At 70.9% G+C, this 25,732-nt stretch carries 26 protein-coding genes and 1 pseudogene; 13 read left to right on the forward strand and 14 right to left on the reverse strand.

What is annotated here, in order from left to right; all coding sequences use genetic code 11:
* Window positions 1-87: 87 nt before the first annotated feature.
* Together KYK13_RS00725 and KYK13_RS00730 are read left to right on the forward strand one after the other, a co-directional pair.
* Window positions 88-915, forward strand: coding sequence for an alpha/beta fold hydrolase (locus KYK13_RS00725; RefSeq protein ID WP_223640921.1), 828 nt, complete (start codon window positions 88-90; stop codon window positions 913-915).
* Between the two features lie 39 nt (window positions 916-954).
* Entirely contained in the window at window positions 955-1,239 is a 285-nt protein-coding gene (locus KYK13_RS00730) for a DUF427 domain-containing protein (RefSeq protein WP_223640924.1), read from the forward strand.
* Between the two features lie 2 nt (window positions 1,240-1,241).
* Here the strand turns inward: KYK13_RS00730 and KYK13_RS00735 are convergent, their stop codons facing one another.
* Entirely contained in the window at window positions 1,242-2,285 is a 1,044-nt protein-coding gene (locus KYK13_RS00735) for an oxygenase MpaB family protein (protein WP_223640927.1), read from the reverse strand.
* A 187-nt stretch (window positions 2,286-2,472) separates the two neighbouring features.
* Between KYK13_RS00735 and KYK13_RS00740 the strand changes: the two genes are divergently transcribed.
* Window positions 2,473-3,495, forward strand: a complete 1,023-nt coding sequence (locus KYK13_RS00740; protein ID WP_304504083.1) for an ABC transporter ATP-binding protein — start codon at window positions 2,473-2,475, stop codon at window positions 3,493-3,495.
* On the opposite strand, the gene KYK13_RS00745 is transcribed toward KYK13_RS00740, so the two are convergent.
* A complete protein-coding gene (locus KYK13_RS00745; RefSeq protein ID WP_223640929.1) occupies window positions 3,486-3,683 on the reverse strand; it encodes a hypothetical protein in 198 nt (65 codons plus the stop codon). The two genes, KYK13_RS00740 and KYK13_RS00745, sit on opposite strands and share 10 nt — an antisense overlap.
* A 152-nt stretch (window positions 3,684-3,835) precedes the next feature.
* Between KYK13_RS00745 and KYK13_RS00750 the strand changes: the two genes are divergently transcribed.
* The 3 genes from KYK13_RS00750 to KYK13_RS00760 all read left to right on the forward strand — a co-directional run bounded on the left by KYK13_RS00750 (window position 3,836) and on the right by KYK13_RS00760 (window position 7,028).
* Window positions 3,836-4,171 (forward strand): DUF2171 domain-containing protein, encoded by a 336-nt coding sequence (locus KYK13_RS00750; RefSeq protein ID WP_223640932.1) that lies wholly within the window; start codon window positions 3,836-3,838, stop codon window positions 4,169-4,171.
* A gap of 176 nt (window positions 4,172-4,347) precedes the next feature.
* A complete protein-coding gene (locus KYK13_RS00755) occupies window positions 4,348-5,448 on the forward strand; it encodes a kelch repeat-containing protein (protein WP_223640934.1) in 1,101 nt (366 codons plus the stop codon).
* Window positions 5,449-5,591: 143 nt separating this feature from the next.
* A complete protein-coding gene (locus tag KYK13_RS00760; RefSeq protein ID WP_223640936.1) occupies window positions 5,592-7,028 on the forward strand; it encodes a M24 family metallopeptidase in 1,437 nt (478 codons plus the stop codon).
* 3 nt (window positions 7,029-7,031) lie between these two features.
* Here KYK13_RS00760 and KYK13_RS00765 read toward each other — a convergent pair whose 3' ends face one another.
* The 3 genes from KYK13_RS00765 to KYK13_RS00775 all read right to left on the reverse strand — a co-directional run bounded on the left by KYK13_RS00765 (window position 7,032) and on the right by KYK13_RS00775 (window position 10,713).
* On the reverse strand, window positions 7,032-8,195 hold the full coding sequence (locus tag KYK13_RS00765) for a cytochrome-c peroxidase (protein ID WP_223640938.1): 1,164 nt from the start codon (window positions 8,193-8,195) through the stop codon (window positions 7,032-7,034).
* 153 nt (window positions 8,196-8,348) lie between these two features.
* The gene (locus KYK13_RS00770) at window positions 8,349-8,753 is read right to left on the reverse strand and encodes a hypothetical protein (protein ID WP_223640940.1); all 405 of its coding nucleotides are present in this window, start codon (window positions 8,751-8,753) and stop codon (window positions 8,349-8,351) included.
* Window positions 8,754-8,961: 208 nt separating this feature from the next.
* On the reverse strand, window positions 8,962-10,713 hold the full coding sequence (locus tag KYK13_RS00775; protein WP_223640942.1) for a S8 family serine peptidase: 1,752 nt from the start codon (window positions 10,711-10,713) through the stop codon (window positions 8,962-8,964).
* 351 nt (window positions 10,714-11,064) lie between these two features.
* On the opposite strand from KYK13_RS00775, the gene KYK13_RS00780 reads away from it, so the two are divergent.
* Window positions 11,065-13,401: a serine/threonine-protein kinase gene (locus KYK13_RS00780; RefSeq protein ID WP_223640945.1), complete on the forward strand. Its 2,337-nt coding sequence runs from the start codon at window positions 11,065-11,067 to the stop codon at window positions 13,399-13,401.
* 33 nt (window positions 13,402-13,434) lie between these two features.
* Here the strand turns inward: KYK13_RS00780 and KYK13_RS00785 are convergent, their stop codons facing one another.
* Window positions 13,435-14,112 (reverse strand): RDD family protein, encoded by a 678-nt coding sequence (locus KYK13_RS00785; protein WP_223640948.1) that lies wholly within the window; start codon window positions 14,110-14,112, stop codon window positions 13,435-13,437.
* Window positions 14,113-14,214: 102 nt separating this feature from the next.
* On the reverse strand, window positions 14,215-15,252 hold the full coding sequence (locus KYK13_RS00790) for a PDR/VanB family oxidoreductase (protein ID WP_223640951.1): 1,038 nt from the start codon (window positions 15,250-15,252) through the stop codon (window positions 14,215-14,217).
* Window positions 15,253-15,495: 243 nt separating this feature from the next.
* Between KYK13_RS00790 and KYK13_RS00795 the strand changes: the two genes are divergently transcribed.
* The 4 genes and pseudogenes from KYK13_RS00795 (at window position 15,496) to KYK13_RS00810 (ending at window position 19,642) form a co-directional block, all read left to right on the forward strand.
* On the forward strand, window positions 15,496-16,140 hold the full coding sequence (locus KYK13_RS00795; protein WP_223640954.1) for a hemerythrin domain-containing protein: 645 nt from the start codon (window positions 15,496-15,498) through the stop codon (window positions 16,138-16,140).
* Window positions 16,141-16,262: 122 nt separating this feature from the next.
* Window positions 16,263-17,015: an SIMPL domain-containing protein gene (locus KYK13_RS00800; protein ID WP_223640957.1), complete on the forward strand. Its 753-nt coding sequence runs from the start codon at window positions 16,263-16,265 to the stop codon at window positions 17,013-17,015.
* Between the two features lie 362 nt (window positions 17,016-17,377).
* Window positions 17,378-17,692: pseudogene (locus tag KYK13_RS39170) on the forward strand (hypothetical protein); the annotation flags it as partial.
* 168 nt (window positions 17,693-17,860) lie between these two features.
* Window positions 17,861-19,642, forward strand: a complete 1,782-nt coding sequence (locus KYK13_RS00810) for a sel1 repeat family protein (protein ID WP_223646451.1) — start codon at window positions 17,861-17,863, stop codon at window positions 19,640-19,642.
* A gap of 192 nt (window positions 19,643-19,834) precedes the next feature.
* Here the strand turns inward: KYK13_RS00810 and KYK13_RS00815 are convergent, their stop codons facing one another.
* The 5 genes from KYK13_RS00815 to KYK13_RS00835 are packed head-to-tail and all read right to left on the reverse strand — an operon-like array spanning window position 19,835 to window position 22,958.
* A complete protein-coding gene (locus KYK13_RS00815; RefSeq protein WP_223640959.1) occupies window positions 19,835-20,308 on the reverse strand; it encodes a hypothetical protein in 474 nt (157 codons plus the stop codon).
* A gap of 2 nt (window positions 20,309-20,310) precedes the next feature.
* The gene (locus KYK13_RS00820) at window positions 20,311-21,480 is read right to left on the reverse strand and encodes an FtsW/RodA/SpoVE family cell cycle protein (protein WP_223640961.1); all 1,170 of its coding nucleotides are present in this window, start codon (window positions 21,478-21,480) and stop codon (window positions 20,311-20,313) included.
* On the reverse strand, window positions 21,477-21,788 hold the full coding sequence (locus KYK13_RS00825) for a PadR family transcriptional regulator (RefSeq protein WP_223640963.1): 312 nt from the start codon (window positions 21,786-21,788) through the stop codon (window positions 21,477-21,479). Before KYK13_RS00825 ends, KYK13_RS00820 begins: the two co-directional genes overlap by 4 nt.
* A gap of 37 nt (window positions 21,789-21,825) precedes the next feature.
* The gene (locus KYK13_RS00830; RefSeq protein ID WP_223640965.1) at window positions 21,826-22,485 is read right to left on the reverse strand and encodes an SCO family protein; all 660 of its coding nucleotides are present in this window, start codon (window positions 22,483-22,485) and stop codon (window positions 21,826-21,828) included.
* Between the two features lie 5 nt (window positions 22,486-22,490).
* Window positions 22,491-22,958, reverse strand: coding sequence for a hypothetical protein (locus tag KYK13_RS00835; protein ID WP_223640967.1), 468 nt, complete (start codon window positions 22,956-22,958; stop codon window positions 22,491-22,493).
* 149 nt (window positions 22,959-23,107) lie between these two features.
* On the opposite strand from KYK13_RS00835, the gene KYK13_RS00840 reads away from it, so the two are divergent.
* Window positions 23,108-23,536 carry a FixH family protein gene (locus KYK13_RS00840; protein WP_223640969.1) on the forward strand — a complete coding sequence of 143 codons (429 nt, stop codon included), beginning with the start codon at window positions 23,108-23,110 and terminating at the stop codon, window positions 23,534-23,536.
* Between the two features lie 9 nt (window positions 23,537-23,545).
* Here the strand turns inward: KYK13_RS00840 and KYK13_RS00845 are convergent, their stop codons facing one another.
* Entirely contained in the window at window positions 23,546-23,992 is a 447-nt protein-coding gene (locus KYK13_RS00845; RefSeq protein ID WP_223640972.1) for a hypothetical protein, read from the reverse strand.
* Window positions 23,993-24,139: 147 nt separating this feature from the next.
* Between KYK13_RS00845 and KYK13_RS00850 the strand changes: the two genes are divergently transcribed.
* Window positions 24,140-24,961: a class III extradiol ring-cleavage dioxygenase gene (locus tag KYK13_RS00850; RefSeq protein WP_223640975.1), complete on the forward strand. Its 822-nt coding sequence runs from the start codon at window positions 24,140-24,142 to the stop codon at window positions 24,959-24,961.
* 12 nt (window positions 24,962-24,973) lie between these two features.
* Here the strand turns inward: KYK13_RS00850 and KYK13_RS00855 are convergent, their stop codons facing one another.
* On the reverse strand, window positions 24,974-25,690 hold the full coding sequence (locus tag KYK13_RS00855) for a type 1 glutamine amidotransferase domain-containing protein (RefSeq protein ID WP_223640978.1): 717 nt from the start codon (window positions 25,688-25,690) through the stop codon (window positions 24,974-24,976).
* Window positions 25,691-25,732: the final 42 nt, after the last annotated feature.

The following is a 25,732-nucleotide window of genomic DNA, read 5'->3' on the forward strand; positions in this document are numbered from 1 at the left end:
TCCAGTGGACAACGACCTCCCAGGGAGGGCTGCGGTCCAGCCGAGCCCTGGATTAGGGTCCACCCCCAGCGAAGGGAGTCCGCGCCCATGCCCATGCGGTCCGTGAATGGAACCCGGCTGTATTACGAGGACACCGGCGGCTCTGGAGACGTGGTGCTCTTCAGTCACGGGCTCCTCTGGAGCACCCGGCTGTTCGACCCGCAGGTGGAGGCCCTGCGCGGCCGCTTCCGCTGCATCGCGTACGACCACCGGGGGCAGGGCCAGAGCGACGTGCCCCCGGAGAAGGTCATCGACATGGAGACGGTGTACGCGGACGCCGTGGCGCTCATCGAGTCGCTGGGCGTCGCCCCCGTCCACTTCGTGGGCCTGTCCATGGGCGGCTTCGTGGGCCAGCGAATCGCGGCGCGCCGGCCGGAGCTGCTGCGCTCGCTGGTGCTCCTGGAGACGTCCACCGACCCCGAGCCCCCCGCCAACGTCCCGCGCTACACGGCGCTCAACCTCATCGCGCGCTACGTGGGCCTGGGCCCCGTCGTCACGCCGGTGATGCGCATCATGTTCGGCACGTCATTCCTCACCGACCCGGGCCGGGCGGAGGAGCGGGCGCTGTGGCGCGCGCGGCTCAAGGGCAACCGCCGCGACATCTACCGCGCCGTCAACGGCGTCCTCCAGCGCAAGGGCATCCCGGAGGAGCTGCCGCGCATCCGCACGCCCACGCTCGTCATCGTGGGCGAGGAGGACCGCGCCACGGTGCCTCAGAAGGCGGAGCGCATTCACTCGCTCATCCCCGGCTCGAAGCTGGTGCGTCTGTCGCGCGGAGGGCACTCGTCCACCGTGGAGGAGCCGGCGCTCGTGAACGCGGAGCTCGCTCCCTTTCTGACCCGGCACGCATCCAACCAGGCCGCGCACGCGGGCTGAGTCAGCGTTAGCGAAGAAGTCTCCAGGAGGGTTTTCCGCATGCCCGTGGCGAAATGGAATGGCGTGGTGCTCGCGAAGAGCGACACCTACGAGACGGTGGAGGGCAACATCTACTTCCCTCCGGACAGCCTGGTGCGTGAGCACTTCAAGCCCAGCGCCACGCACACCCACTGCCCCTGGAAGGGCGAGGCCCGCTACTACTCGGTGGTGGTGGACGGGAAGACGAACCCGGACGCGGCCTGGTACTACCCGGAGCCCAAGCCGGCCGCGTCCAACATCCAGGGCTACGTGGCCTTCTGGAAGGGCGTGACGGTGGAGCGCTGAGCTCAGCGGCCGATGAGGTACTTGCCCCAGCGTTTGCCGTTGCGCAGCTGCGTGACGATGAAGGCGGGCACCCACTGGAGCAGGTTCGCCTCTGGCTGCACGGCGTAGCCCTGCCGCAGTCCTGAGTTGATGCGGCGGGGGTCCAACGTCGTGGGGTTGGGCGCGCTGGGGCCCCCCTGGCACTCGTGCTCTTCGAAGAAGAGCTCCCACAGCGTGGCGGCCTCCGCGTGGTTGTCCGCGATGAGGCGCGTGTCCACGCCCAGCAGCGAGCCCACCAACTTCCAGAAGGAGTACCAGCGCGCCTCGTCGAATTCGTAGCGCTTGTCCCGCCAGGCCTGCGCGACGATGTACGAGAACGTCAGCAGCGTGAACGCGACCGCGCTCTGGTTGTAGCAGCGCCGGTCCGTGTAGCGGGAGCGGTAGGTGCTCAGCGCCGCGTTGTGCATCTGCGCCAGGAGCAGGGTCGTGGCCAGGGTGCGCGTGCTGTAGAGGCTGCCCCAGCCCATGCTCATGTTGCCGTAGAGGATGCGCAGCATGATCTGCGCCGTCTCGATGACCCGGCGGGACACGATGGCCTTGAGCTTGCTGTGCGCCCGCTGCTCGAAGAGCGCGGACACGTCGTAGTGGTAGTACGTGGCCTGGAAGGACACGCCCGCCAGCTCGTTCACGGAGGCGAACTGGAAGAAGACGTAGAAGGCCTCATCGCGCGCGGCCTCGAAGTCGCGCAGGAACTGCGCGGAGGACTGCGCGCCCGTCACCGCCGCGGTCGCGACGGAGTGACCCGTGCCGTAGAGGATGCCCGCGAGCCGATGGTCGCTGTAGGTGCTCCACCAGTCCTTCGCGATGGCGGCGAAGGCCTTCAGCGCCGGCCGCCAGGCGGTGCCGTTCACCCCCGGGGTCTCGCGGACATGCTTCTTCCAGTGCAGCCGCAGGTCCTCCATGAACTGGGGATCCGCCGCGCTCATGATGCCGTACAGGCTGTTCGCGGCGTTGAGCGGGTCGCCCAGGATGGCGTCCAGGTTCTGACCACGGAAGACGAAGGGCATGGCTGCTCCAGCGGGGCGTTCCGGCGCAGTCTAGGGAACTGTTGAACCTGTAACAAACCGCCTGGTCTGGAAATCCTGTCACGTAGGAGAGGTGACGGGGCAGGGCGCGAGGGGGCTTTCCGGCGGGACGGGAGCGGCGATGCTGCGGCTTTTCGCGGGGCGTGGCCCTGCGTGGAGGAGCGGAGCCTTGGCGACGGTGTCCCTGCAGGACGTGCGCAAGGTGTACCGGGGCGGCGTGGCGGCGGTGAAGGGCGTGACGCTGGACATCGCGGACGGCGAGTTCGTGTCGCTGGTGGGCCCGTCCGGGTGCGGCAAGTCCACGACGCTGAACCTCATCGCCGGGCTGGAGGAGCTGTCCGGCGGGGAGCTGCGCATCGACGGGCAGGTGGTGAACGACCTGTCTCCGCGCGAGCGCGACATCGCGATGGTGTTCCAGAGCTACGCGCTCTATCCGCACCTGGACGTGGCGGGGAACCTGGCGTTCCCGCTGAAGGTGGCGGGCGTGGGCGCGAAGGACGTCGACGCGCGCGTGCGCGAGGTGTCCGCCGTGCTGGGGCTGGAGGCGCTCCTGTCGCGCCGGCCGAAGGAGCTGTCGGGTGGACAGCGGCAGCGCGTGGCGCTGGGACGCGCGCTGGTGCGCCGGCCCAAGGTGTTCCTCTTCGACGAGCCCCTGTCCAACCTGGACGCGGCGCTGCGCACGCAGATGCGCGGTGAAATCAAGAAGCTGCACGAACAGCTCAAGGCCACGTTCATCTACGTCACGCACGACCAGGCGGAGGCGATGACGCTGTCAGACCGCGTGGTGGTGATGAGCCAGGGCGAGGTGCAGCAGGTGGCCCCCCCGCGCGAGCTGTACGACGCGCCCGCGAACCTCTTCGTCGCGGGCTTCTTCGGCTCGCCGCGCATCAACCTGGTGAAGCCCCAGACGCTGGGCCTGTCCGGCGGTGACACGGTGCTGGGCCTGCGTCCGGAGCACCTCCAGGTGGGGCAGGGCGCGCTGCCGGACGACGCGCGCGAGGGGCGCGTGTACCTGGTGGAGCCCATGGGCGCGGAGGTCTGGGTGACGGTGGAGATGAACGGCGAGCGCCTGGTGGCGCGGGCGCCCGGGGACTTCCACGCCTCCAGCGGAGACACGGTGTGGCTGCGCCACGACGCGCGGTACCTGCGCCGGTTCGACGCGAGGACGGGCCTCGCGGTGGATCAGGCGTAGAACTGTTCGCTCTCCACGATGGGCTCCAGCCGGTGCTGGAGGGCCGCCAGCCGGTCGTAGCGCTGGCGCAGCGCCTCCCTGAACTCGCCTTGCGAGGCTTGGGAAATCTCCTCCAGCAGCGTGTGCAGCGAGGAGTCCACGGCGTCCTTCAGCACGCGCGACTCATCGTTCGACAGTTCCAGCAGCATGGTGGCCTCCTGCGGCAACGTTAGGCACCCCGCGCCGAGGCTGCGCGCGGGGCAGGCATCCAGCCGGGGAAGAAGGCGGCCCGGGGGCCCACCGGGCTGCCTGCCCGCGCGCGCACGACGGCGGGAGCGACCCCACTCTGGGTGAGGACCCCATGAGCGCGAGGAGCGACGCGATGATTCACGCGGGAGACGTGCGCGAGGGCATGTCGGTGCGCACCGCCGACGGACAACAGCTGGGCCGGGTGGCGGGCGTGGGCGCCACGCACTTCGAGCTGGAGCGTGGGCTGGTCCCCATCCCCCGGCGCGACTACCTGGTCGAGTTCAGCGACGTGGAGGCCGTGAGCGGCGATGAGGTCCTGCTCAAGCCGGCGGACCACGCGCAGCTCACGCTGGAGGAGGACGACGACGGCGGCGCCCTGCCGCCGCGCCACAGCGGGGGCATGGACGCGGAGCCCGCGAACGACCCCGCGGGTCCCATGAGGCACTGACGCGGCCGGGCCCCGTGCTGCCTCCGGGAGTTCGGGATTTCCAACCTGGAGGGAGGGGCAAACATTGGAATTACAAGGCCTTGCGGGGCCCGGATGTCAGACCGCCGCGTTAGACGAACCCCTCGGCCAGGCGTTCCGGTGGGGTCATGCGACGGTTTTCGACATCTTGCGTCACGATGCTGTGGTTGGGAGTGGTGTTCGCGTGTGGGCCCGCGCCCCGGGCGGATGCGGGGGGCGTGGAGGCGCTGGAGCCGGGCGTGTTGTCCACGCCTCGGCGGCTGTTGCCCTACGTCGCGTTGGAGGACGGGCGGGTGCTGGCGGCGGGAGGGCATGACGGCAGCCGCACGCTGGGCAGTTGTGAGGTCTTCGACCCGGAGACGGGCCGGTGGCGGACCACGGGGGCGCTGCGCACGGCGCGGCGCAACCACGCGGTGGTGCGGCTGCCGGACGGGCGGGTGTTGGCGGTGGGCGGCTCCAACGGCGTGGCGGTGGGCGCGCTGGCGAGCGCGGAGCTGTACGCGCCGGACACGGGCGTGTGGACGCCGGTGGCGCCCATGAGCGAGGCGCGCAACGACCCGGCGGCGGTGCTGTTGCCGGACGGGCGCGTGCTGGTGGCGGGGGGCACGGACGTGGACCTGCGGCCGGTGCGCTCGGCGGAGCTGTTCGATCCGGCGACGGGGACGTGGAGCGTGGCGGAGGCACCAGGCTCCGCGCGAGGTGGCGCGGGGACGGCGGTGGTGCTGCGCACGGGCAAGGTGCTCTTCGCGAGCGGCCTGCAGTCGGAGCTGTACGACCCGGCGACGGGCCACTGGGAGAAGGCGGGAGCGATGGGCGGCGCGGCGGGAGCGCACCGGAGGGGGCACACCGTGACGCTGCTGCCGGACGGGCGCGTGCTGGTGGTGGGCGGCACGACGACGCAGGCGTCGACGACGGCGGAGGTATACGTGCCGGAGCGCAACGCCTGGGAACAGGTGGAAGCGCCAGCGGCGCCGCGAGAGCACCACGCGGCGCTGGTGACGCCGGAGGGAATGGTGCTGGTGGTGGGCGGCGAGCACTCGTCGCGAGGCACGCTGGACTCCGCGGAGCGCTTCGACCCGGCGAAGGGCCTCTGGACGCAGGCGCCCACGCTGCATGAGCCGCGAGGCGAAGCCGGAGCGCTGTGGCTGCGCCGGGGCACGGTGCTGGTGGTGGGCGGAGTGAACGAGCTGGGCACCCTGGCCACGAGCGAGGAGTACGTCCCCGCGCCGGCCGTGGCCCAGGCCACGCCTCTGGAGTAGCTCGGGCTTGGACAGACGCTCCACGGATTCGAAGTGAAGCCAGGACAGCGTGTCTGGCTTTTCCATGAATGACTGGCAACGGCGGTTCCGGGCGGCCATTTGCGCCGCGCGACGTGCCGGGGCGCGTGCCAGACTGCGCGCCCATGCGCTCCTGGAAACACCTGCTCGTCGTCCCGCTCGTCTGTTCCTCCGCCTGCGCCACCGCGCCCGCCGCGCCCTCCAAACCCGAGGCCCCGGCCGCCGCCGCGCCGGCCGCTCCCGCAGTGGCCCCCGCGGCTCCCGCCGCGCCGGTGCGCCCCTTCGGCACGCTGCGCGAACAGGCCGCCCGCCAGCAGGCGTGGCTCCAGGAACGGCTGGAGACCGGAGTGCCCCAGCTCATGCGCAAGTACGGCGTGCGCATGTGGGTCGTCCCCATGCGCGAGTACAACGAGGACCCCGTCTTCAAGGCGCTCGTCGCCCCCACCACCTTCTCCGCCCGCCGCCGCACCATCTACGTCTTCTTCGACCGCGGCGGCGACAAGGGCGTGGAGCGCCTGGCCCTGGGCGGCAGCACCCAGGGCGGGCTCTATGAGGCCCGCCGCTCTCCCCTGGTCGTGGACCGCGGCGGCTCCCAGCGCGCCGCGGAGCTCCTGGGCCCTGAACAGTGGCAGCTCCTCAAGCAGGTCGTGGAGGAGCGCAAGCCGGACTCCATCGCCATCGACGTGTCCCCCGCCATCGCCTTCGCGGACGGCCTCACCCATGGCGAATACGAAGGCATGGCCCAGGCCCTGGGCCCCACCTGGGTGAAGCGCTTCAAGCCCGCCGGCGGCCTGCCCCTGGACGTGCTCGGCTGGCGCAGCGCCGACGAGGTCCGCTTCTACGCCGACCTCCAGAAGTACGCCTGGAACCTCATCCAGACCGCCTTCTCCAACGCCGTCATCACCCCCGGCACCACCACCACCCAGGACGTGGAGTGGTGGATGCGCCAGCGCCTGGCCGACGACGGCCTGGACACCTGGTTCCAGCCGGACGTGGACGTGCAGCGCCAGGGCGCCACCGACGAACAGCTGGGCGACAACCCCGTCATCCAGCGCGGCGACGTGCTCCACTGCGACTTCGGCGTCACCGCCCTGCGCCTCAACACCGACACCCAGCACATGGGCTACGTGCTGCGCGACGGAGAGACGGACGCGCCCGAAGGCCTCAAGGCCGCGCTCAAGGCGTCCAACCGCCTCCAGGACATCGTCACCGGTGAAATCAAGCCGGGCCGCACCGGCAACGAGGTGCTGCGCGCTTCGCTCGCGCGCATGAAGTCCGAGGGCATCAACGGCACCGTGTACTCGCACCCCATTGGCCTGCACGGCCACGGCGCCGGTCCCATGATTGGCATGTGGGACCGCCAGGAGGGCGTGCCCGGCAACGGCGAGCACAAGGTGATGCCCAACTCCTGGTTCTCCATCGAGCTGCAGGCCACCAGCCCCGTGCCGGAGTGGAAGGACCAGCCCGTGCGCTCCGCCCAGGAGGAGGACGTCGTCGTGGACGCGGAGGGCACCGTGCACTGGGCCCTCCAGCGTCAGGAGTCCTTCCACCTGGTGCGCTGAGGCCTACTTCGGCGCGCCCGTCATGGACTTGAGCAGCGTCACCAGCGCCTGCTTCTCCTCGCTGCTCAGGTCCAGCTTGACGATGGTCTCCGTGCGCACGCCGGCGAAGGAGCCCTCCGCGTCGCCGCCCTTGTCGTAGAAGTCGACCACGTCCTCCAGCGTCTTCTCCGCGCCGGTGTGCATGTACGGCGCGGTCAGCGCCACGTTGCGCAGGGAGGGCGTGCGGAACGCGCCCACCACCTCCGTGGGCTTGTTCTGCGCCTGCGCCTTCAGCGTGGACAGCCGCGCCGCGTCTGTGCCGCCGGGCGCGTCGCTGTAGGGGCCCGCGGCGTTGAACGGCCAGGACACCAGCGCGTCCACCGCGTCCGCCTGCCCGCGCCGCCCCGCGCCGGAGTCCTTCACGCCCAGGTTGTGGAACTTGTCGTCCGACAGCGAGCGGCCCTTGTGGCACACCACGCACTGGCCCTTGCGCACGAACGTCTTCAGCCCCAGGTACGCCGGGTCCTTCTCCTGCGTGCCCGCCTCCACCGCCTGCAGGAAGCGCCGCACGTCCGCGTCGAAGGGCGCGTCGGTCCGGTTGAGCGTGCGCTGATACGCCGCCAGCACCTTGCCCACGTTCGCCATCAGCCGGTCCGCGTCCGACTCGTCCGCGGGCGCCTTGCCGAACAGCTGCGTGTACGCCGCCGTGTACGTGGGCTCCGCCACCAGCCGTGCGCGCACCACCGTCGCGTCCGAGTCCATCTCCAGCGGGTTCGTCAGCGGCAGCAGCGCCTGCGACCAGAGCCGGTCCGCCCGGCCGTCCCACATGAACCAGCGGCTGTAGCCGATGTTCAGCAGGCTGGGCGGGTTGCGCTCGGTCTGGTGGCCTCCGCAGCCCTCCGCCGACGCCGTCTCCACCGTGTAGGAGTCGCCCGTGTGGCAGCTCTTGCAGGACACCGTCCCGCAGCGCGACAGCTTCGGGTCCTCGAACAGCCGCTGGCCCAGCGCCGCCGCGTCCGCGTTGTCCGCCCACTTGTTGGTGGGGTCCGCCTCCGGCTTCGCACTCTGCGTGTGCAGGGAGCTCAGCTGATCCAACTCATCGTCGGTGGGGAAGGGCACTTCGGATTCGCAACCCGCCCCCAGCAGGGCCAGGGCGAGCACGGCGGTACGTGGACGGAGACCAGTCATGGGCCGGGGCAGCTTCGCGCCCTTGTGTTCAGCAATCAATGGTCCCTGTCCCCCCACCAGGCGTGCGGCCATCCAAGCACGGAGGCCGGGGAGACCCACTGGAGGGAGCCCCGGCCTGCACGGCGTGAATCCTTCAACGGACCTTCAGGGGTGCTACTCGCAGGTGAGCTTGAAGCTGACCACCGGCGCGGCGTACTTCGCGATCGTCATCTTCGTGGGGCCCGGCGTGACCGTGGGCGCAGCGCCGTTGGCGCACTTGAAGCCCGCGCCCACCGTCAGCTCCACGTTCAGCTCCTTGCCGTCCGGCAGCCCGCTCACGTTGAAGCTGCAGCGGTTGTTGCGGCTCTGCTTCACCTCGCCCCAGCCCAGCGCCACCCCGTCGCTCTCCGTGACCTTCACCCCCACCGACGAGCACGGGTCACCCGAAAGGCCGGTCGCCGGGTACGCGATGCTGCCCGTGACCGTGGCGTTGCCCGCGCGACCCGCGGCCGCCGCGCCACCCGAAGAGGCGCAACCCGTGGCGGCAACGACGAAGGCGGCAACAGCAATTCGCAACATGGATATCCTCAATTCAAGAATGTGATGGTTTCCGCGCCGGCCGGCTGCCTTCCCGGCAGCCATTGGCGCGCGCCACGTACAATTCCGGCGCGCTTTCATTCCACGCAGGAATGCATTCCTGATTGCGTCACACGGAGCGTTTTTTCGTTCCCCAACAGCCACGCTCCGCGTCCGTGCCGTGCCTCCCGTTTCGTGAGAAACGCGCGTGTCACTGCAGCCGCAACAATGCGTCGCGTGCGTGCACCAGGCCGTGACCGAAAGCGGTGTCCCGGCCCGGGGGGCCCAGGTCTCGCGCGGAAGACTCCAGCGCGTCACGCACCTGTTGCGGCGTGAGGTCCGGCCGGGCGCTCCAGAGCAGCGCGGCCACGCCGCTCACGTAGGGCGCGGCCATGGAGGTGCCGGAGACGTGGGTGTAGTCCGTGGGCACCAGGGAGAGCCGCGCGTCGTTGCCCAGCCGCTCGCGCAGCATGGTGCTGGCGGCCTGGTTGACGCTGACGGCGGGGGCCCAGTGGCCGTTGCGCGGCAGGGAGAGGATGTCCACCGCGCCGCCGGCGGGGGCGTCGTCGGAGCCGAAGATGACGGCGGTCGCGCCCTGCATCATCACGTTGGCCATGGCCTCGGACACGGGCACCACGCCCGGCCGCACGTAGGCGACGAAGCCGTCACAGGTCGCGCCCTGGCACGAGGCCAGGGTGTCCCCCAGGCCGCAGTCCACCAGCCGCCCCGCGGTCTCGCCCGTGGGCGAGTACAGGAGCGAGCGCGACATGGGAGACGTGTCCTCCAGGGACATCTCCGCGGAGGCGCCCAGCCCCCGCGGGAAGGTGGACAGCACGTCCACGCCGGGCGCCACCAGCGAGAGCTCCGCGCCCCCATTGGAGAAGCTCGCGCGCTTCTCGCTCGCGTCCACCGCGCCCACCGCGAGCACGGACGGGTCGGACGCGGGGTACAACACCGGGCCGCCCTGGTTGCCCGCGGCCGCCACCACCAGCAGGCCGTGGTCCTGCAACACGCGGAACGCCTCCACCGTGCTGCGGGTGGGCGAGCCGCCGCCCAGCGACAGCGACACCACGCGCGCGCCCTGCGCCTCGCACCACTCCATGGCGGAGAGGACCACGCTCATCTGCGTCTGCCCGGCCAGGTCCAGCACGCGGGCGATGAGCAGCGACGCGTTGGGGGCCACGCCCACCATGCCGCCCACCGTGCCCCGCGGCCCGGTGACGCCGCCGTGGCCCATGCGCGCCGCGATGATGCCCGCCACGTGCGTGCCGTGGCCCTGGCCCCACTGGCCCTGGGGGCCGCGGTCGTTGGCGTCCTCGTCGTCGTCCACGAAGTCATGGCCGCCCACCACCGCGCCCTGGAACTCCGGGTGGTCCATGTCCAGCCCGCTGTCGACGACGCACACCTTCACGCCCTCGCCCGTGGGCGCGCCCACGTCCAGCACTCCGTCTCCGTTCGCGTCCCACACGTCCGGGGCCTGCACCAGGCGCAGGCCGTCCGTGTACTCGTCCGGCGGGGGGGTGGTGGCCAGCACCTGGCGCGGCAGCGGCGCGAAGAGCCCGGGCGTCAGGCCCTGGGCGCTCCAGAGCTGGTCCTGCTCGATGCTCTCCACCAGGTCGCTGCGCTCCAGGGCGCGGCGCTCCTCGGGGGTCACGCGCGCGGCCACCGCGGGGATGTTGCGGTAGATGGCGCCCACCTTCGCCCCGGTGCTCGCGGCGAGTCCGGCGCCGGACGCCGAGACGCTCGACGCGTGCGTGCGGTCCCCCTGGCGGAAGCGGATGATGACCGGCTCGCGCCCGTCGCCATGCCCCCGCGAGGGCTCGTTCCCATCCAGTTCCTGGCGGGCCGTCATCCCTCCGGCGACGACCCCCGGGCACACGTGTCCCTGCGCGCTGGTGCGCGAGGACGACTCTGGCGCACACGCAGCCAGCGCCAGCAACCCGACGATTCCCCAGTGCCTCATGACGCGGACTCCTTCCAAGCAGGAAGCCCCTCCCGGGGGCGGCACCCCGCATGGCGGAGGACCGGGAGGAGCCCGCCCCCCTCACACTGGAAGGAAGCGGCGTGCTGCCTTGAGGGAACGCATCCCCACGCGAGCGCGCATCGGCTCCGAGCCTCCAGGGCGCCCCTGACGTGCGCGGGTGCACACCCGAGCTGTTGTCAGGTGGAACACGGGCTCGGGAATTCCGTTGGGCTCGGGACTTTCTCTTTTTTGCTCCCGGCGGTGTCTGGGAGGCAGGGAAGGGAGGGCGGCGCGGGGTGCGCGGCTTGATTCCATGGGGGAGTCCATGTTGCGCTCCGCGGCGTCCAAGCCATGAGCACCGCACCCACAGAGTCCCCTCGTTTCTTCGGGCGCTACGAGCTCGTCCACCTCCTGGGCCAGGGCGGCATGGGAGAGGTGTACCTGGCGAAGCTGTCCGGGGCGGCGGGCTTCGAGAAGCCCTGCATCGTGAAGACCATCCTCCCGGGGCTGGTGAAGGACCGGCAGTTCCTGGATCGGTTCCATCACGAGGCCAAGGTGCTGGTGCACCTGGTGCACTCCTCCATCGCCCAGGTGTACGACATGGGCGAGGCGGACGGCACGTACTACATGGCGCTGGAGTACGTGGCGGGCGTGGACCTGGGCTACCTGCTGGAGCAGGCCCGGGTGCAGGGGCGGGCGGTGCCCACGCCGGTGGCGCTCTACATCGGGCAGCGCATGGCGGAGGGGCTGGGGTACGCGCACCGCAAGACGGGCACGGACGGTGAGCCTTTGGGCATCGTCCACCGCGACGTGTCCCCGCACAACGTGATGGTGTCGTACGAGGGCGAGGTGAAGGTCATCGACTTCGGCCTCGCCAAGTCCACCGCGCGCAGCAAGTACACGCTGCCGTCCACGGTCATGGGGAAGCTGGGCTACATGTCCCCGGAGCAGGTGCGCGCGGAGCCCCTGGATCACCGCAGCGACATCTACTCCTGCGCGGTGGTGGTGTGGGAGATGCTCGCGGGCCGTGGGCTCGTTCCCCACGGCACCGTGGGTGAGATGATGGCGGCCATGTCGAACCCGGTGGTGCCGCCGCTGACGGACTTCCGTCCGGACGTGGAGCCCTCGCTGGAGGCCGTGCTGCGCCGCGCGCTGGCGCCGGCGCCGGCGGACCGGTACTCGCGGGCGGACGACTTCGCGCGGGCGCTCAACGCGGAGCTCCTGCGCTCCGGGACGCCCATGGGGGCGGAGGAGGTGGGCGAGTTCGTGCGCACGCTCTGCCCGGAGGCCTTCGCCGAGCAGCGCAAGCTGACGTCCGGCGTGCACGGAGAGCGGCGCACGCCGTCGCCGGCGCCCCGGGGCGGCTCGGGCACGGGGCTGTATGGCGGCTCCGGGAGCAATGCGCCCGCGGAGGAGGCGGCCTTCGAGGCCACGGCGCTGCGGACCGTGGAGCCGCCCGCCGCCGGGAGCCGGCCCCAGACGGCGCGCATCGACGTGGACGGGCAGGCCGTCGGGCCGGGGGGCACGTTCGTGTCCCATCCCACGTCGGGGTCCGGTGGGGTGTCCCCGCCGGTGACGGGCTCGGGCGGTGTGGCCCGGGCCACGTCGGGCTCGGGCGGGGTGGCGCGGAGCACCGACAGGGTGGACGCGGCCGCGCTGGGCGCGACGGCGGTGCACCTGGCGGCCGCGACATCCCAGGACGCGGTGGGCAGGTCCGTGCCGGACCGACCCGAGCGCCGCAGTCCGGTGGCGCGGATCGCCGTGGCGGCGCTGCTGCTGGTGGGCGCCTCCGTCGGCATCACCGCCTACGTGCTGCGCCCGGGGATGTCCACGCAGCCTGTCGCGCCCCGGCCGCCTCCGCCGGCCGAGCCGGTGGTGGCCGCCGAGCCCCCGAAGGTGGGGCCTCCGCCCGCGGTGACGCCGCCCGTGGAGCCTCCGCCCGCGGTGGAGGCGAGCGCGGGCGAGCCGGAGGTGAAGGGGGAGCCGGTGGTGAAGCCTCCGCCCGAGTTGAAGCCCGCCGCCGGGACGAAGCGGCCCACGCCGCGTCCCGTCGAGCTGGTGCCCGGGCACCTGCCCGTGGCGAAGATTGGCGAGACGGGCGGCGGCCAGCGCGTGGTGAACGCGGCGGTGCCCTCCGGCATCCACGCGGGGACGGTGTTCAAGGTGGTGGGGCCTCCGCAGAAGGGGACCCGCAAGCGTCCGGTGCTGGGGACGGCGACCGTGGAGTACATCCACCCGAGCCGCGAGCGCATGACGCTGCGGCTGGACGCGGAGGCGGACGCGGCGCAGGAGCCGCGCTTCGTGCTGATGACCGCGCGTCCCTCGGGGCCGACGCTGCCCACGCCCGTGGGCGAGTCCTCGCCGGTCGCGGAGCCCGCGCCCGAGCCGAAGGCCGTGGAGCGCTCGCGCCTGCTGGGAACGGCGGAGGTCGACGGCCTCCTGGGGAGCAGCTTCAAGAGCACGCTCTATGTGATCAGCTCCGACACCCGGACCTGGCACAACTGCGTCATCGTCCTGAACGGGCGCAAGGAGGCGCGGATGGCGAGGCTGGAGCCCTACCAGACGCACACGGTCCGGGTGGAGGACCGCTACTTCAAGGTGAACTACAAGGCGCCCGCCGTGCCGGAGAAGGCCGTGTGGGTGAGCTGCGACGAGGGCGAGGACACCTTCGCCCTGCGCAAGCGCTGAAAGGCGCGAGTCACCCCGGCGCGCGTCGGGGCCTCAGGGCCTCATCCGCGTGGCGCCCACGGGGCACTCGTTGCGCAGGAACTCCGCGACCTCCGAGTCGCCGCCGTTCGCGTTGCGCACCGCGCGGGACAGGGACGTGCGGCACTGCCAGGTGACCTCGCGCGTGCCGTGGCAGCAGTGCCACCCGGTCAGCGTGCGGTCCAGGTACTGGAGCATCTCCTGGCGCGTGGGCGTGACGATGCTCCACACCGCGCCCGCCAGCAGCAGCAGCCCCACGAGCGGCAGCGGCAGGCTCCGCACCCAGCCGCGCAGGCCGCCCGGAAGCCGGGCCGCGTGCACGCCCAGCTGCGCATCCAGCGGGCGGCGTTGCAGCACCACCTGCAGCACCAGCTCCACCGGCGCGGTGAGCGCGCGCAAGAGCCCCGTTCCCAGGCCCGGCGCCCTTCCTTCCGCGCGCTCCAGCTTCAGTCCCAGGACGTGACGGCCCGGGGAGAGGCCCGTCAGCCCGCCCACGCAACACAGCACCACCCAGGCGGCCCCCATGGCGAACCCCAGCAGCGCGGGCGTGGACACCCACTCCGCCGCGCGCACCGCGCCCCAACCCACGAGCGCCGCGCCCGTGAGGTCCAATGCATCCGCCACCCAGAGCCGGTTCTGGAACCGGGCCTCGGTGGGCGGAGTGTCCATGGAGAACAACGTCCCGTCGCTCATCAGCCTCTCTCGTGTACGAGCGGCGCGCGAGCATAGGCGGCCCGCCGTCTCCAGGCGCGATCCAAAAACGCCTGTGCCCGGCATGCCAGGACGGGAAACCGGCTACAGGTCCAGCACCAGCCGCTTGGACCGGGCGCGCGAAACGCAGACCAGCATCCGCGCATTCCCGGCGGGCTCCTGTTGGAAGAACGTGTCACGGTGGTCGGGCGTGCCCTCGCACACGCGGGTCACGCAGGTGCCACAGGAGCCGGCTTCGCAGTCGCTCTCCACCTTCACGCCGTGCGTCCGCAGCACGTTGAGCACGCTCTTGCCCGCCGGGACGCGCAGCACCTGGCCGGTGCTCTTGAGCGTCACCTCGAAGTCCTCCTCCGGGGTGGCGTGGGTGGCGGAGGTGCCCTCCGCGGTGAAGGCCTCGAAGTGCACCTTCTCCCAGGGCCACTTGTGCAGCGTGGCGGCCTCGCGCACGGCCTTCATCAGGCCCGCCGGGCCGCAGCAGTACAGCCGCGTGCCCGGGCCGCGGGTGGCGAGCAGCGCCCGCACATCCAACCCCTTCGACAGGTCGCCCCCGTCGTGGTGGAAGTGCACGCGGCCCGCGAAGGACGGCGTGGACAACAGTTCCTTGAAGGCGGTGCGCTCCGCGTCGCGCGCGCAGTAGTGCAGCACCCACTCCGCGCCGGTGCGCTCCAGCAGGCGCGCCATGGCCAGCAGCGGCGTGATGCCGATGCCGCCCGCGATGAGCACGTAGCTGCGCCCGTACAGGAGGGGGAAGTCGTTGACGGGCTCGCTCACGGTGAGCACGTCGCCCTCGTGGACGTTCTCGTGCATCGCCTTGGAGCCGCCGCGGCCGTTGGCGTCGCGCTGCACGGCGATGACGTAGCGGTGCGTCTCGCTGGGGTCATTGCAGAGCGAGTACTGGCGCATGCCGTTCAGCCCCGGCACCTGGACGTCCAGGTGGGCGCCGGCCTCGAATTCGGGCAGGGCGCCGCCATCCTGGGAGACCAGCTCGTAGGACTGGATGCCTTCCGCCTCACGGGTGATGCGCGCCACCCGCAGCCGCAGCGTGTTCGTCGTCACGGTATTGCCCCCTGTTCCCTTGCCCGCCGCCCGCGCGAGATCGATCTGGCCGCGCACGGTGTACACGCCCGGGCCATCCGGGGAGTGGGGGCCGGGGTGGTTTTTGTGACGGGTGGCGGACACTTGGGGCGTGTTGCCCGGCTGCCCTGCGTCCAGACGCGAGGGCCGGGGCGGCGGGGGTGGGCACGGCCGGGACCCATCCCCACCCTTCACCCCGTGCCGCGCCGCGCCAGGGCCCCGGGAGGGGCCCGGGCGGCAGGGGGGATGGGGGGAGGCGCGGCCCCCGCTTCGAAGGAAGGGAGACGGCCGATGGATGCCATCACGTTGCTGAAGGCGGACCACAAGACGGTGGAGCAGCTGTTCCGCAAGTTCGAGAAGGCGGGCGACCACGCGCTGGCGCACAAGCGCAAGCTGGTGGACGAGATGGTGCGGGAGCTGTCCATCCACGCCGCCATCGAGGAGCAGGTCTTCTACCCCGCCGTGCGCGCGCGTTCGGCGGACCTGTCCGAGGACGTGCTGCGTTCGCTGGAGGAGCACCACGTGGTGAAGTGGGTGCTGTCGGAGCTGGACACGCTGCCGCCAGAGTCCGAGCGCTTCGTCGCGAAGGTGCACGTGCTGATGGAGAACGTGCGCGCGCACGTCCTGGAGGAGGAGCAGTACCTCTTCCCGGAGGTGAAGAAGGTCTTCAAGCCGCAGGAGCTGCGGCAGGTGGGCGGGGCGCTGGAGCTGGCGAAGAAGGCCGCGCCCACGCACCCGCACCCGGCCGCGCCGGACACCCCGCCGGGCAACCTGCTGACGGGCGCGGTGGCGGCGGTGATGGACATGGGCCGGGACGCGCTGCGCGTCGCGCGCCGCAAGGCCGTCACGCAGGTGCGGAAGTCCGCGCCGCGTCCGCTGCGCAAGCCGCTGGAGTCAATGATGTCGCGGGATTCGGTGGGCGAATCGCTCCACTGACCGGGCGTCCGGCGCCGGACGTCCTGGGCCGGTGAATGTTCGCCGGGGCTGGGGCGTCCAGAGGGGCATGAGAGGCTTCGCGCCTGAAGCGCGAGGTCCTTGGGCCCTGGGAAGGAGGCGCCATGTCCGCTGTTCGCAGGATGTTGACGACGCTGGTGATGCTCGCGGGTTTCACGGCCGCGGCGCAGTCGCAGATTCCGCCGCCGGGTTCACCGCAGCCCCGGCCGCCGGTGGATCCGCAGGTGCGCACGCTGCGCGTGGAGGGCACGGGCGAGGTGAAGGCGCAGCCCGACGAGGCCTTCATCGACGTGGCGGTGGAGACGTCCGCCCCGAACGCGAAGGCCGCGGGTGAAGAGAACGCGAAGCGGATGGAGAAGGTGCTCGCGGCGCTGACGGGCGCGGGCATCGCGAAGCGGGACCTGCAGACGCGCAACTACAACGTCTATCCCGAGTACACGCCGGCGCCGCCGCAGGGCGGTGAGCCGAAGCTCAAGGGCTACCGGGTGAGCAACCTGGTGAGCGTGCACGTGACGGACCTGTCCAAGGTGGGGAGCCTGCTGGACAAGGCGCTGGCGGCGGGAGCGAACCGGGTGGACTCCGTGCGCTTCGGGCTGAGCCGCGAGGACGCGGTGCAGGGCGAGGCGCTGCGGCAGGCGGTGGCCCGGGCGCGCAAGTCCGCGGAGGTGCTGGCCGCGTCGCTCAACGTGAAGCTGGGCGCGGTGCTGGACGCGAGCACGGTGACGGAAGCGCCGCGCCTGTATCCGGCCACCTTCGCCATGGACATGGCCGAGTCGCGCGCCGCGCCCATGACGCCCATCCAGCCGGAGGAGCAGACGGTGCAGGCGAAGGTCACGCTCATCTTCGCGATCCAGTAGTACGGAGGGCCCTCGCGGCTCCTTGGCATGTGCTCGGCGGCATGCGCCATCCGTTCTGGCTGAGGTGTCGGACCCGGCGGTTGTGACCGGGTCCGGCACGCCAGACCGGAGTGCACCCAGGAGGCGCGAGCGATGGGCCGCCGCTGGTGGGCGGTGCTTGGGTCACGGCTTCTTCCCATTGCCGGCGGGGTGGCCCTCACGGTGCTGCATGCCACCCTGCGTGTGTAGCGAGGCCACCGCCAGCCGTCGGAGGACGGGGCGGATCCGGTCATTCCAGGAGCGCGTTCGCCCGCATGGGACGTGTTTGAATACGCCGCCCACGGCAACCGTCGGTGGCGGTCACATCTGTCCCAGGGCCTTGCATGCGCGTGCCGTTCCGAGGTGGCTCCTCCTTCGTCCCGGTCCGGTGCCTGGTGCACCTCTTCGCACTGGCCCTCCTGGCGACCTCGTGCGCCACCGTCCCCCCACCTCCCGCGTCACCCCAGGAGGGGTGTGCCCGCGGGAGCGCCGCGCAATGCCTGCTCGCGCTGGACGCCATTGCTGCCCCAGCGGCGCTCGAGCCGCGGTGCACCGAGGGGGAGGCCTTCGCCTGCTTCGCCCTGGGCAATGCCTTCATCGATGGAAAGGGGGTCGAGAGAGATATCGAGCGGGGGCTCGACCTGCTCTCTCGGGCCTGTGAGCGAAACCATCCCGTGGCATGCGCTCTGGCCGGAGATGTGCTCCAGAGGAATCGCGGGGTGAAGCTGCTGTCCGAGGAGGCTCAGTCACTCCTCGCGAAGGGGTGTGCACTCGGGGATGGCGCGGGCTGCCTGACCCTGGGGACCATTCATGAGCAGGGGGATGGGATGAGCATCGACCAACGCCCGAGGCGATTCGAACGCGCGGCCCCGCTCTACCGTCGCGCCTGCGAGCTCGGGACCTCGACAGGCTGCATCGCGCTGGGAATGCTCCACCATCGAGGGTTGGGCGTCCGGCAGGACGACGCCAAGGCCCTGAAGCTGTTCCAGAGAGCCTGCGAGCTCGACTCGCCCCGACACTGCCTGTTCCTGGGACTGGCCCATGCCTCGGGCCGGGGTGTCCGCCAGGACGCCGAGCGTGCGCGTGCCATCCTCGAACCGGCGTGCCGGGCGGGAGAGGAGGGCGCATGCGAGGCATTGACGTCCATGGTGCCGAGACGCAAGTCGCTCCATCTCCCTCGTCCCATTGCCATCGCGGCTCACGGTGAGCGCCTCTACCTGTTGGCCCGTGACGACACCCGGATGCGCCACTCGCTGTGGGACCTGGAACCCGACGGGCGCGTCACCGAGGTTCCCCTGCCATCTCCAGACGAGCCGTGGACCCACGTGGCCAGCCACGTGGACGGCACGGTGTGGCTCGCCAGCTCCCGCCAGGTAGCCCGCCGCGCCCCCGACGGCGCATGGACGCAGGGATCGCTGGGGGAGAGCGCACTCTGTTCCATCAACACCTTGGTGGCGCTACCCGATGGGCGAGTGGTGGTCCGGCGCACGAGGGGGGCCGCGTGTCCTGGGGCCAATCCGGGCCCGAAGCCGTCACCAGCTCAGCTCGAGCGTTTCTACCGGAGCAACCTGGCCCGCTTCACGGACCCGGCTGTCTACGAGGGGCGGTTGCTTTCCCTGGACCTCCACCCCTCGAAGGTGAACCTCAAGCCTGAGGCCCGGGTCGGCGTCGCGTTCTCGGAAGGTCGCCTGGCGCCCTTCGAGATGCACCAGGGGTGGGCGGTGACGGATGCGATTTCGCGAGGGCTGTTTTCCGGAGCGCTGACCCTCGAGACCGCGGCTGCCCATGCGGGTCAGGAGCTTGGCGCGGAGGTCGCGACCGTCAGCTCCCTCGAAGCGGCGGCGTACGACCCCCAGCTCTGGTTGGCGCTCGACGAGGTCGAAGAGGGCCAGCTCGTGGGCCCGGTGAAGAGCTCCGTTCAAGTGGGCGACTTGACCGTTGGGACGGTGAAGTTCGCTGTCTGGACCCGCAAGCGTCCCGCGCGGGTCCACCCCTTCGAGGAGGTGCGCACCCTGATAGCGGATGTGTACTTCGCGAGGGCGTGGACAGACGAGCTCATCGTCGTGGACCGTGAGCTGACCCTGGACCGGGGAAGCGTTTTGACGGGAGTCGATGACACCCACTTCGACGTCGTTCCCCTGCCAGATGGATTCATCACCGTCGGCCATCACCCGGTGCACTTCGGGGGAACCCAGTGGAAGGAGGACTCACTCCTCCTGCGCGCGGTGAGGCAGTGGCGGGTGATGGACGCGGCCCTGTGGGGAGAGCAGCTGTTGGTCACGACGGAAATGGGGGGCTACCGGCTCCTGGGGTTGGATGGAGTCGCCAGCCCGAGGCTGCCCGTCCCGCGCTCCCATTGGGGTCGCGGACTCGTCCCCATCTCACCGGAGCGGTGGCGTGAGGTGAGTGCGGCTTCGGTCATCGAGTTCAGCCGGGACGGGCGACTTCTTTCCAAGCGCAGCCTGCCGATGGACGGAGGCGACCTGGGGTGCATCGTCCATCCGCAGGACGTCGCCGCGAGCCCCGGCGCCACCTGGATCCTCTGTAACAGGGACGACCTCCTGCGCTTCGAGCCCATGGGGATGACTCGCTTCGTCGCGTCGCCGTGATCGTCTCCGTTGCCCTCGGAAGCGGACGCCCGCCGCACGGAAGTCCTCGTCGAATCTCCACCGCGTCCCCCGGCTCCGCTGCGCCTCCACCTCCTCTTTCAGCTTCGCTGCGTGAGGTTTCCTGTCGCCCTGGCGAAGGTGACGCTCATCTTCGCCATCCAGTAGGCGCCGGGAGCACGGTGCCCCGCTGGCTCATCTCACGAGGAAGTCGGCCAGCGAGGACACGTCTGTCGCGCAGTGGCCGCCATAGAGCGGGTGCCACTCGGTCCTGACGCCACGCTGACGGGCAAGGTGGGCCAGGCGCTCGGTGCCTTCGTAGTTGCCGTACGCATCGTAGAGGCCGCAGGAGAGATAGAGCTCTGGCGCGTCCGGCCCTGCTTGCGCGGCCAGTTGCAGGGGCGAGACGCGGCGCCATTCGGCTTCGTCGGCCACGTACTTGCGTCCGTGGTGGTGATAGACGATGTCACCGTTGGTGCCCCCGGCGGCCTTGTTGACGCAGTAGCGCAGGGGGCCCTGCACGTCGCACTGCTGACTCGCGGGCGTGAACGAAGCCCTTGTGTCACCGCGGCGGCGCGTGAGCTGCGTCCACGTGAACCAGAGCACGAGGGCAAGCAGTGCAACAGGCAGCAGGTATCGAACCCGCCGTCCTGGGCGAGGGAGGGTCATGGTCAGGCCAGTGCGACCCTTGAATGGAGGTCGCGCGGAGCCTGCGGCTTGTCGGACGGGGCGGCTGCTGAGCTGCCCCGCGATTCCACCGGCCTCGGCAGGGTCGAAAGGCTCAGGACGTAGCCGAGGATCGCGCTGCCGCCATAACCCACGACCGGTGTCGGGTAATTGCCAAGCGCGGCCGCGAGGAGCGCCGCAAGCCACGCGGCCCCGAAGGCGACACAGGCCGCGCGGCTGTCCTCGTCACCGGACCGAACGAACATCACAGGGACGAGCAGCAGGGCCGAGCCGGTCACCACGGCCAGTCCGGCAAGGGCATGGATCGCGAAGGCAGAAGAGAGGATTTGGTCGACGAAAGGCGCGGCTGGAAGCGCGTCGGGGCGCAGCAGCGTCACCCCGAACGCCAGGAGGCTGGCCGTGAATGCCAGATGACTCGGCCGGTCCGCGCGCTTCGCCGCGACGGTCGCCAGCGCGGCTGTCATCATGGCCGCCATCGCACGATCGGGCTGGAGTGCCATGGCCAGGGCGGCAACGATGACCCCCGTCGTCGCAAGTGGGGTGCGCGTCCGGGAGAATCGGGCAAGCATGAGCGGCAGAAGGACAAGGCTCGGTTGCACGGTCACGCCGCCGAGCTTGACCCAGCGAGCCGCCCCCTCGACGCGGAGGCCAGCGAGTGCGGTGGCGAGCAGCAGGACCGAGAGGCCCAATATCAGGGCTCCGGACAAGCGCCCTTCCGTCTCCGGGATGCGGCTGACGAGGGGCAGCAGGACAAGTCCGAGGACGAGAGCGCCAGCGTTGATGCCGAGGTATCGGACAGGCGCGCCGGCAAGCGTCATGTAGACGAGCCCCATGGCGACCGCCCCGGCCGCGCAAAGCGCACCGACGGCACGCGGGCTGTGCAACGTGCCGGAGCCCCTGTTCGCGCCTGCTCGTGACGCACGGACAGCCGCTCCAAGCAGGGCGACGAAGGGCTGCATCAGGAGCATGCCGATGGCACGCGGCGCCAATCCGCAGACGCTTGCGAGCGCGAACGACAGGGCCTTGGTGTCCTCGGGGATTTGCGCGACCTCGTAGCGGAGGGCCAGCCCCCAGTCGCGCATCTGTGGCGGCAGGATCGACTGCAGGGCGCGACACAGCACGTTCGCCACAAGCCGTTGGACTCGGACGCTCATGTCGTTGCCTCGCGAAGGCCGGAGCGAGCAGCCACCTTGCGCTCTGGCGGATTGTCGCGCGCGAGCTGCACCCCGCTTGGAGTCAGGCGATAGGCGTGCCTCGGCGGCCGCCCGCCCTCGGTGGGCTGTTGCCACTCGGCTTCGAGATGGCCCTGGGCTTCGAGGCGGATCAGCAGCGGGTAGAGCGTGCCCGACTTCACGCCTGCAAGACGGCACAACTCATACCCGTGCGACCAGCCCGCGCCAGCATCCAGCAGCGCGGCAAGAACGGAGCGGGCGTGGTTCGACAACGCGCGGGTTCGTGGCATGTCTCTAAATCTACCTATGTAGATTTAAAGTCAAGGCCTACTGAAGTTGCGCTGGCGCCTGTGCCAGCAGCGAGGCGTCTCGGAGCAGGGCTTCCAATCCCCCCTCACCCTCCGTCACGCGGTAGTACCCGCGTAGCTGTCCGCGGGCGTCCACGAGGACGAAGTGCTCTCCGTGGAAGACGCTGAAGAAGTCGTCCTCGCCCGCGTCAGCGTCGCGGCCCATCATCACGCGGAAGCCCTCCAGCACGGTCGTCTCCACCTGGTCCAGCGGCCCCGTCAGCAGCGTCCAGTTGGACGTATCGATGTGATGGTCGCGCGCATAGGCGGTCAGCCGTTCCGGCGTGTCGTGGCGCGGATCCACGCTGAACGAGGCGAAGCGCAGGTCCAGTCCCTGTTCTCGGGCCTGTCGCTGCACCTTCAGCATCGTCTCCGTGAGCAGCGGGCAGACGGTGGGGCAGCGGGTGAAGAAGAAGTCCGCCACATAGAGGTGGCCCCGCATGTCGGCGTCGGAGAAGGGCTGTCCCGTCTGCGCCGTCAGCTCGAAGCGCGGAAGCGGCCCGTACAGGGGGAGGTTCTCCGCCGCGATGCGCGCGCGTTCGCGTTGAACCCGCGGCCACGCGATGGGCAGCAGCGCGAAGGCCAGCGAAAGCGCGAGCCAGGGGAGGGCCCTGCGTGATGCGGGAACGGGGAGGGGCATGGGCTTCATGGAGGGGGACAGGAGCGCAGACAGCGCGCGTCCGTGACGATGCGTTCGGGAGAGCCTTGGAGCGAGTCGTAGACGCCGCGGACCTGAAGGCGTTGATCCACCAGCAACAGGAGTCGTCCGCTGTCCCGCAGCGGCTGCCAATCCGGGTGGAGCACCGTGGAGCCGCGCGACGCCGCGAAGACGAGCCGGAGCGGGACGCCGTCGGTCTCCAGCCGCTCCTGGACCTGTCGCGGGAGTGAATCCGGCTCCTGTGCGAAGTGGATCAGGCTGAGCTGTCCATGAAGCTGCCCGGCCTCCAGCGGTTGGCCCCGGTCATCGCGCAGAGAGAGCGCGGGCAGCGGGCCATACACAGGAGGCGGTGCCTCCAGCTCCCACGAGGCGTTCGTGGAGGGCGCCTCCGACCACGCGAAGTCCAGCACCACCATGAGCGCCGCGCACGCGAGCACGGTCACGGTCAACCCCATGGCTCCCAGCACCCCGAAGACCCACGAACGGGGTTGCGCTGAAGAGAGGGCGGTCATGACGGCGCACCCTCTCGCATCCGGACCGCATGCGCGATGCGACACCTTGTCGCAGAACCCGGGCCGGCCTCTTCCGCTACACGGCACGGGTGATGAAGACACTGCTGATGGGGATGTTGTTGCTGGGCGCCACGCCCCGGGTCGGGCCCGATGCCGGAAGTGGCGCGGGGCAGGTGAGCGCGGCCGTCAGTGTGGGGACGACGGTCAGCGCCTCCGGCCGGCTCCGTGTGGAGGTCCTCTCTTCGATGACCCCTCTGCGCAGAGGCGTTCAGACGTTCCAGGTGCGGCTCACCGACGCCACGTCGGGGAAGCCGGTGTCCGGCGTCGTGCTGTCCGTCCAGCCCTGGATGCCCGCGATGAACCACGGCATCTCCGACGTCCCCCGCGTCACCGCACGAGCCCCCGGCACCTTCGAGGTGTCCGACGCGGACCTCTTCATGCCCGGCGTCTGGGAGCTGCGCTTCACGCTGAAGGGCACGGTGGAGGACTCCGCGACCGTGACCCTCAAGCTGGGACGGTAGGCGTGACGCTCAGGGCTTGAGCGACACGCGGCCGGGCTCGCGCGGCATCAGGCCGCTGAACTCGTAGATGAACGCGCCGTTCTCCGTGACGTCCACGGTGCAGGCGCCCGAGCGGGACAGCCCTTCGAGCACCTCCTTGGCTTCGGTGAACGAGAGCTGCGTGCTCGCCGCCACCTCCGCGATGGTGACGCGGCCGCCGCGCTCCTGCGCGCAGGTGAGCACCGTGCGTTCGATGTCGCGCGCACTCATGGCCGGCCGCGCCGCCTCCCTCAGCTCGGGAGGCAGCTTCGCGCGCCGCGCGGAGCGGATGAGGGCCAGTCCTCCGAGGACGAACAGGGACGCGAGGACGAACCCCGTGACCGTGTTCTCCGCCGTGCCCTTGCGCAGGTTGTCGATCTCCGAGCCGAAGCCCACGATGCCGAAGGCGACCAGCAACCCCCCGATGATGCTCTTCATGCAACCCCCATCGCGACGGGACCCCTCTTCCGTTCCCCGCGCCGGGTCATAGCAGAAGGCCTCGCGGTCCAAGCGGATGCGCTGCTCCACTCGGAGTGCCATGGTGCCTGGGTCCCTCCGTGGAGTTGAATGGCCTCGGGAGCCCCCATGCCGACCGACCCTTCCAGCACGTCCTCGCGCCTGCCCGTCGTCTTCATCCCGCACGGTGGAGGCCCCTGGCCATTCGTGGACATGGGGCTTCCGAGGGCGGAGGTCCAGGCCCTCGCGACGTACCTGCGGGAGGTGGGCCAGCGCCTCGCGACGCCGCCCCGGGCGCTGCTCGTCATCTCCGCCCACTGGGAGGAGCGCGTGCCCACGGTGATGACGTCCGCCGCGCCTCCCATCCTGTACGACTATTACGGCTTCCCGCCGGAGTCGTACCGCATTTCCTGGCCGGCGCCGGGCCACCCCCAGCTCGCCGCGCGGGTGCGCGAGCTGCTCGCCACGGCGGGCATCTCCACGGCGGAGGACCCCGAGCGTGGCTACGACCATGGCACCTTCATCCCGCTGAAGCTGACGTACCCGGAGGCGGACATCCCCTGCGTCCAGCTGTCGCTGAAGCAGGGGTTGGATCCGGCGGAGCACCTGGCCATGGGGCGGGCGCTCGCGCCGCTTCGCGACGAGGGCGTGTTCATCATCGGCAGCGGGATGACGTTCCACAACCTGCGCGCCTTCGGGGACCCTCGCGCATCCGACATCTCCGTGAAGTTCGACGCGTGGGTCCAGGACGCCGCCACGTCTCCCGCCGCCCTGCGCGATGAGAAGCTCACGCAGTGGACGCAGGCCCCGTACGCGCGGCTCGTCCATCCGCGCGAGGAGCACCTGCTCCCCTTGATGGTCGCCGCCGGGGCCGCCGGAGAGGACCGGGGCACCATTGCCTGGTCCGGCTCCATGATGGGCGTGCGCATCTCCGGCTTCCAGTTCGGCTGACGCCGAGGGGCTTCAGCCCTTGGAGGCCGGGGCCTGCTTCTTCTCGGCGAGGACCTTGAGGACCTCCTGCGCGGTGGCCGCCGAGGACGCCGGGTTCTGCCCGGTGACGAGCCTCCCATCGCGCACCGTGAAGCTCTTCCACGCCGGGCCGGACTCGTAGCGTGCGCCCAGCTCGCGCATCCGGGTCTCCAGCGGGAACGGGACGATGGCATCGAACTTCGCCGCCTGCTCCTCCGCGTTGCTGAAGGCCGCCACGCGCTTGCCCGCCACCAGCGGCTTGCCGTCCGGCCCCTTCACGCCCACCAGCGCCGCGGGGCCGTGGCACACCGCCGCCACCACCGCGCCGCGCTTGTAGCCCTGGGAGAGCAGCTGGTGCGTCGGCGTGTGCCCCGCCAGGTCCCACATCACGCCGTGCCCGCCCACCACGAAGTATGCGTCGTAGGTGTCCTTCACCTGCGCGAGGACCTTCGTGTTCGCCAGCTTCTTCGTCGCCTCGGCGTCCGCGAGGAAGGAGCGCGTGTCCTCCGTCTGCTCCTCCTCGCTGCGCGGGTCGACGGGCGCCCTGCCGCCCAGCGGCGAGGCGATGTCCACCTGGGCCCCGGCCTTCACGAACTGCTCGTACGGCGCGGCGAGCTCCTCCAACCAGAAGCCCGTCTTCTCTCCGGTGTTCCCGAACTGCGAGTGGCTGGTGACGATGAGCAGCACCTTCACGGCGGTGAGCGCTTCCATGGGACGCCTCCTTCGAGCCCCTTCCCCGGGGCGATGGACGAG

The sequence above is a fragment of the Corallococcus sp. EGB genome (genome assembly GCF_019968905.1).
GTDB lineage: Bacteria > Myxococcota > Myxococcia > Myxococcales > Myxococcaceae > Corallococcus.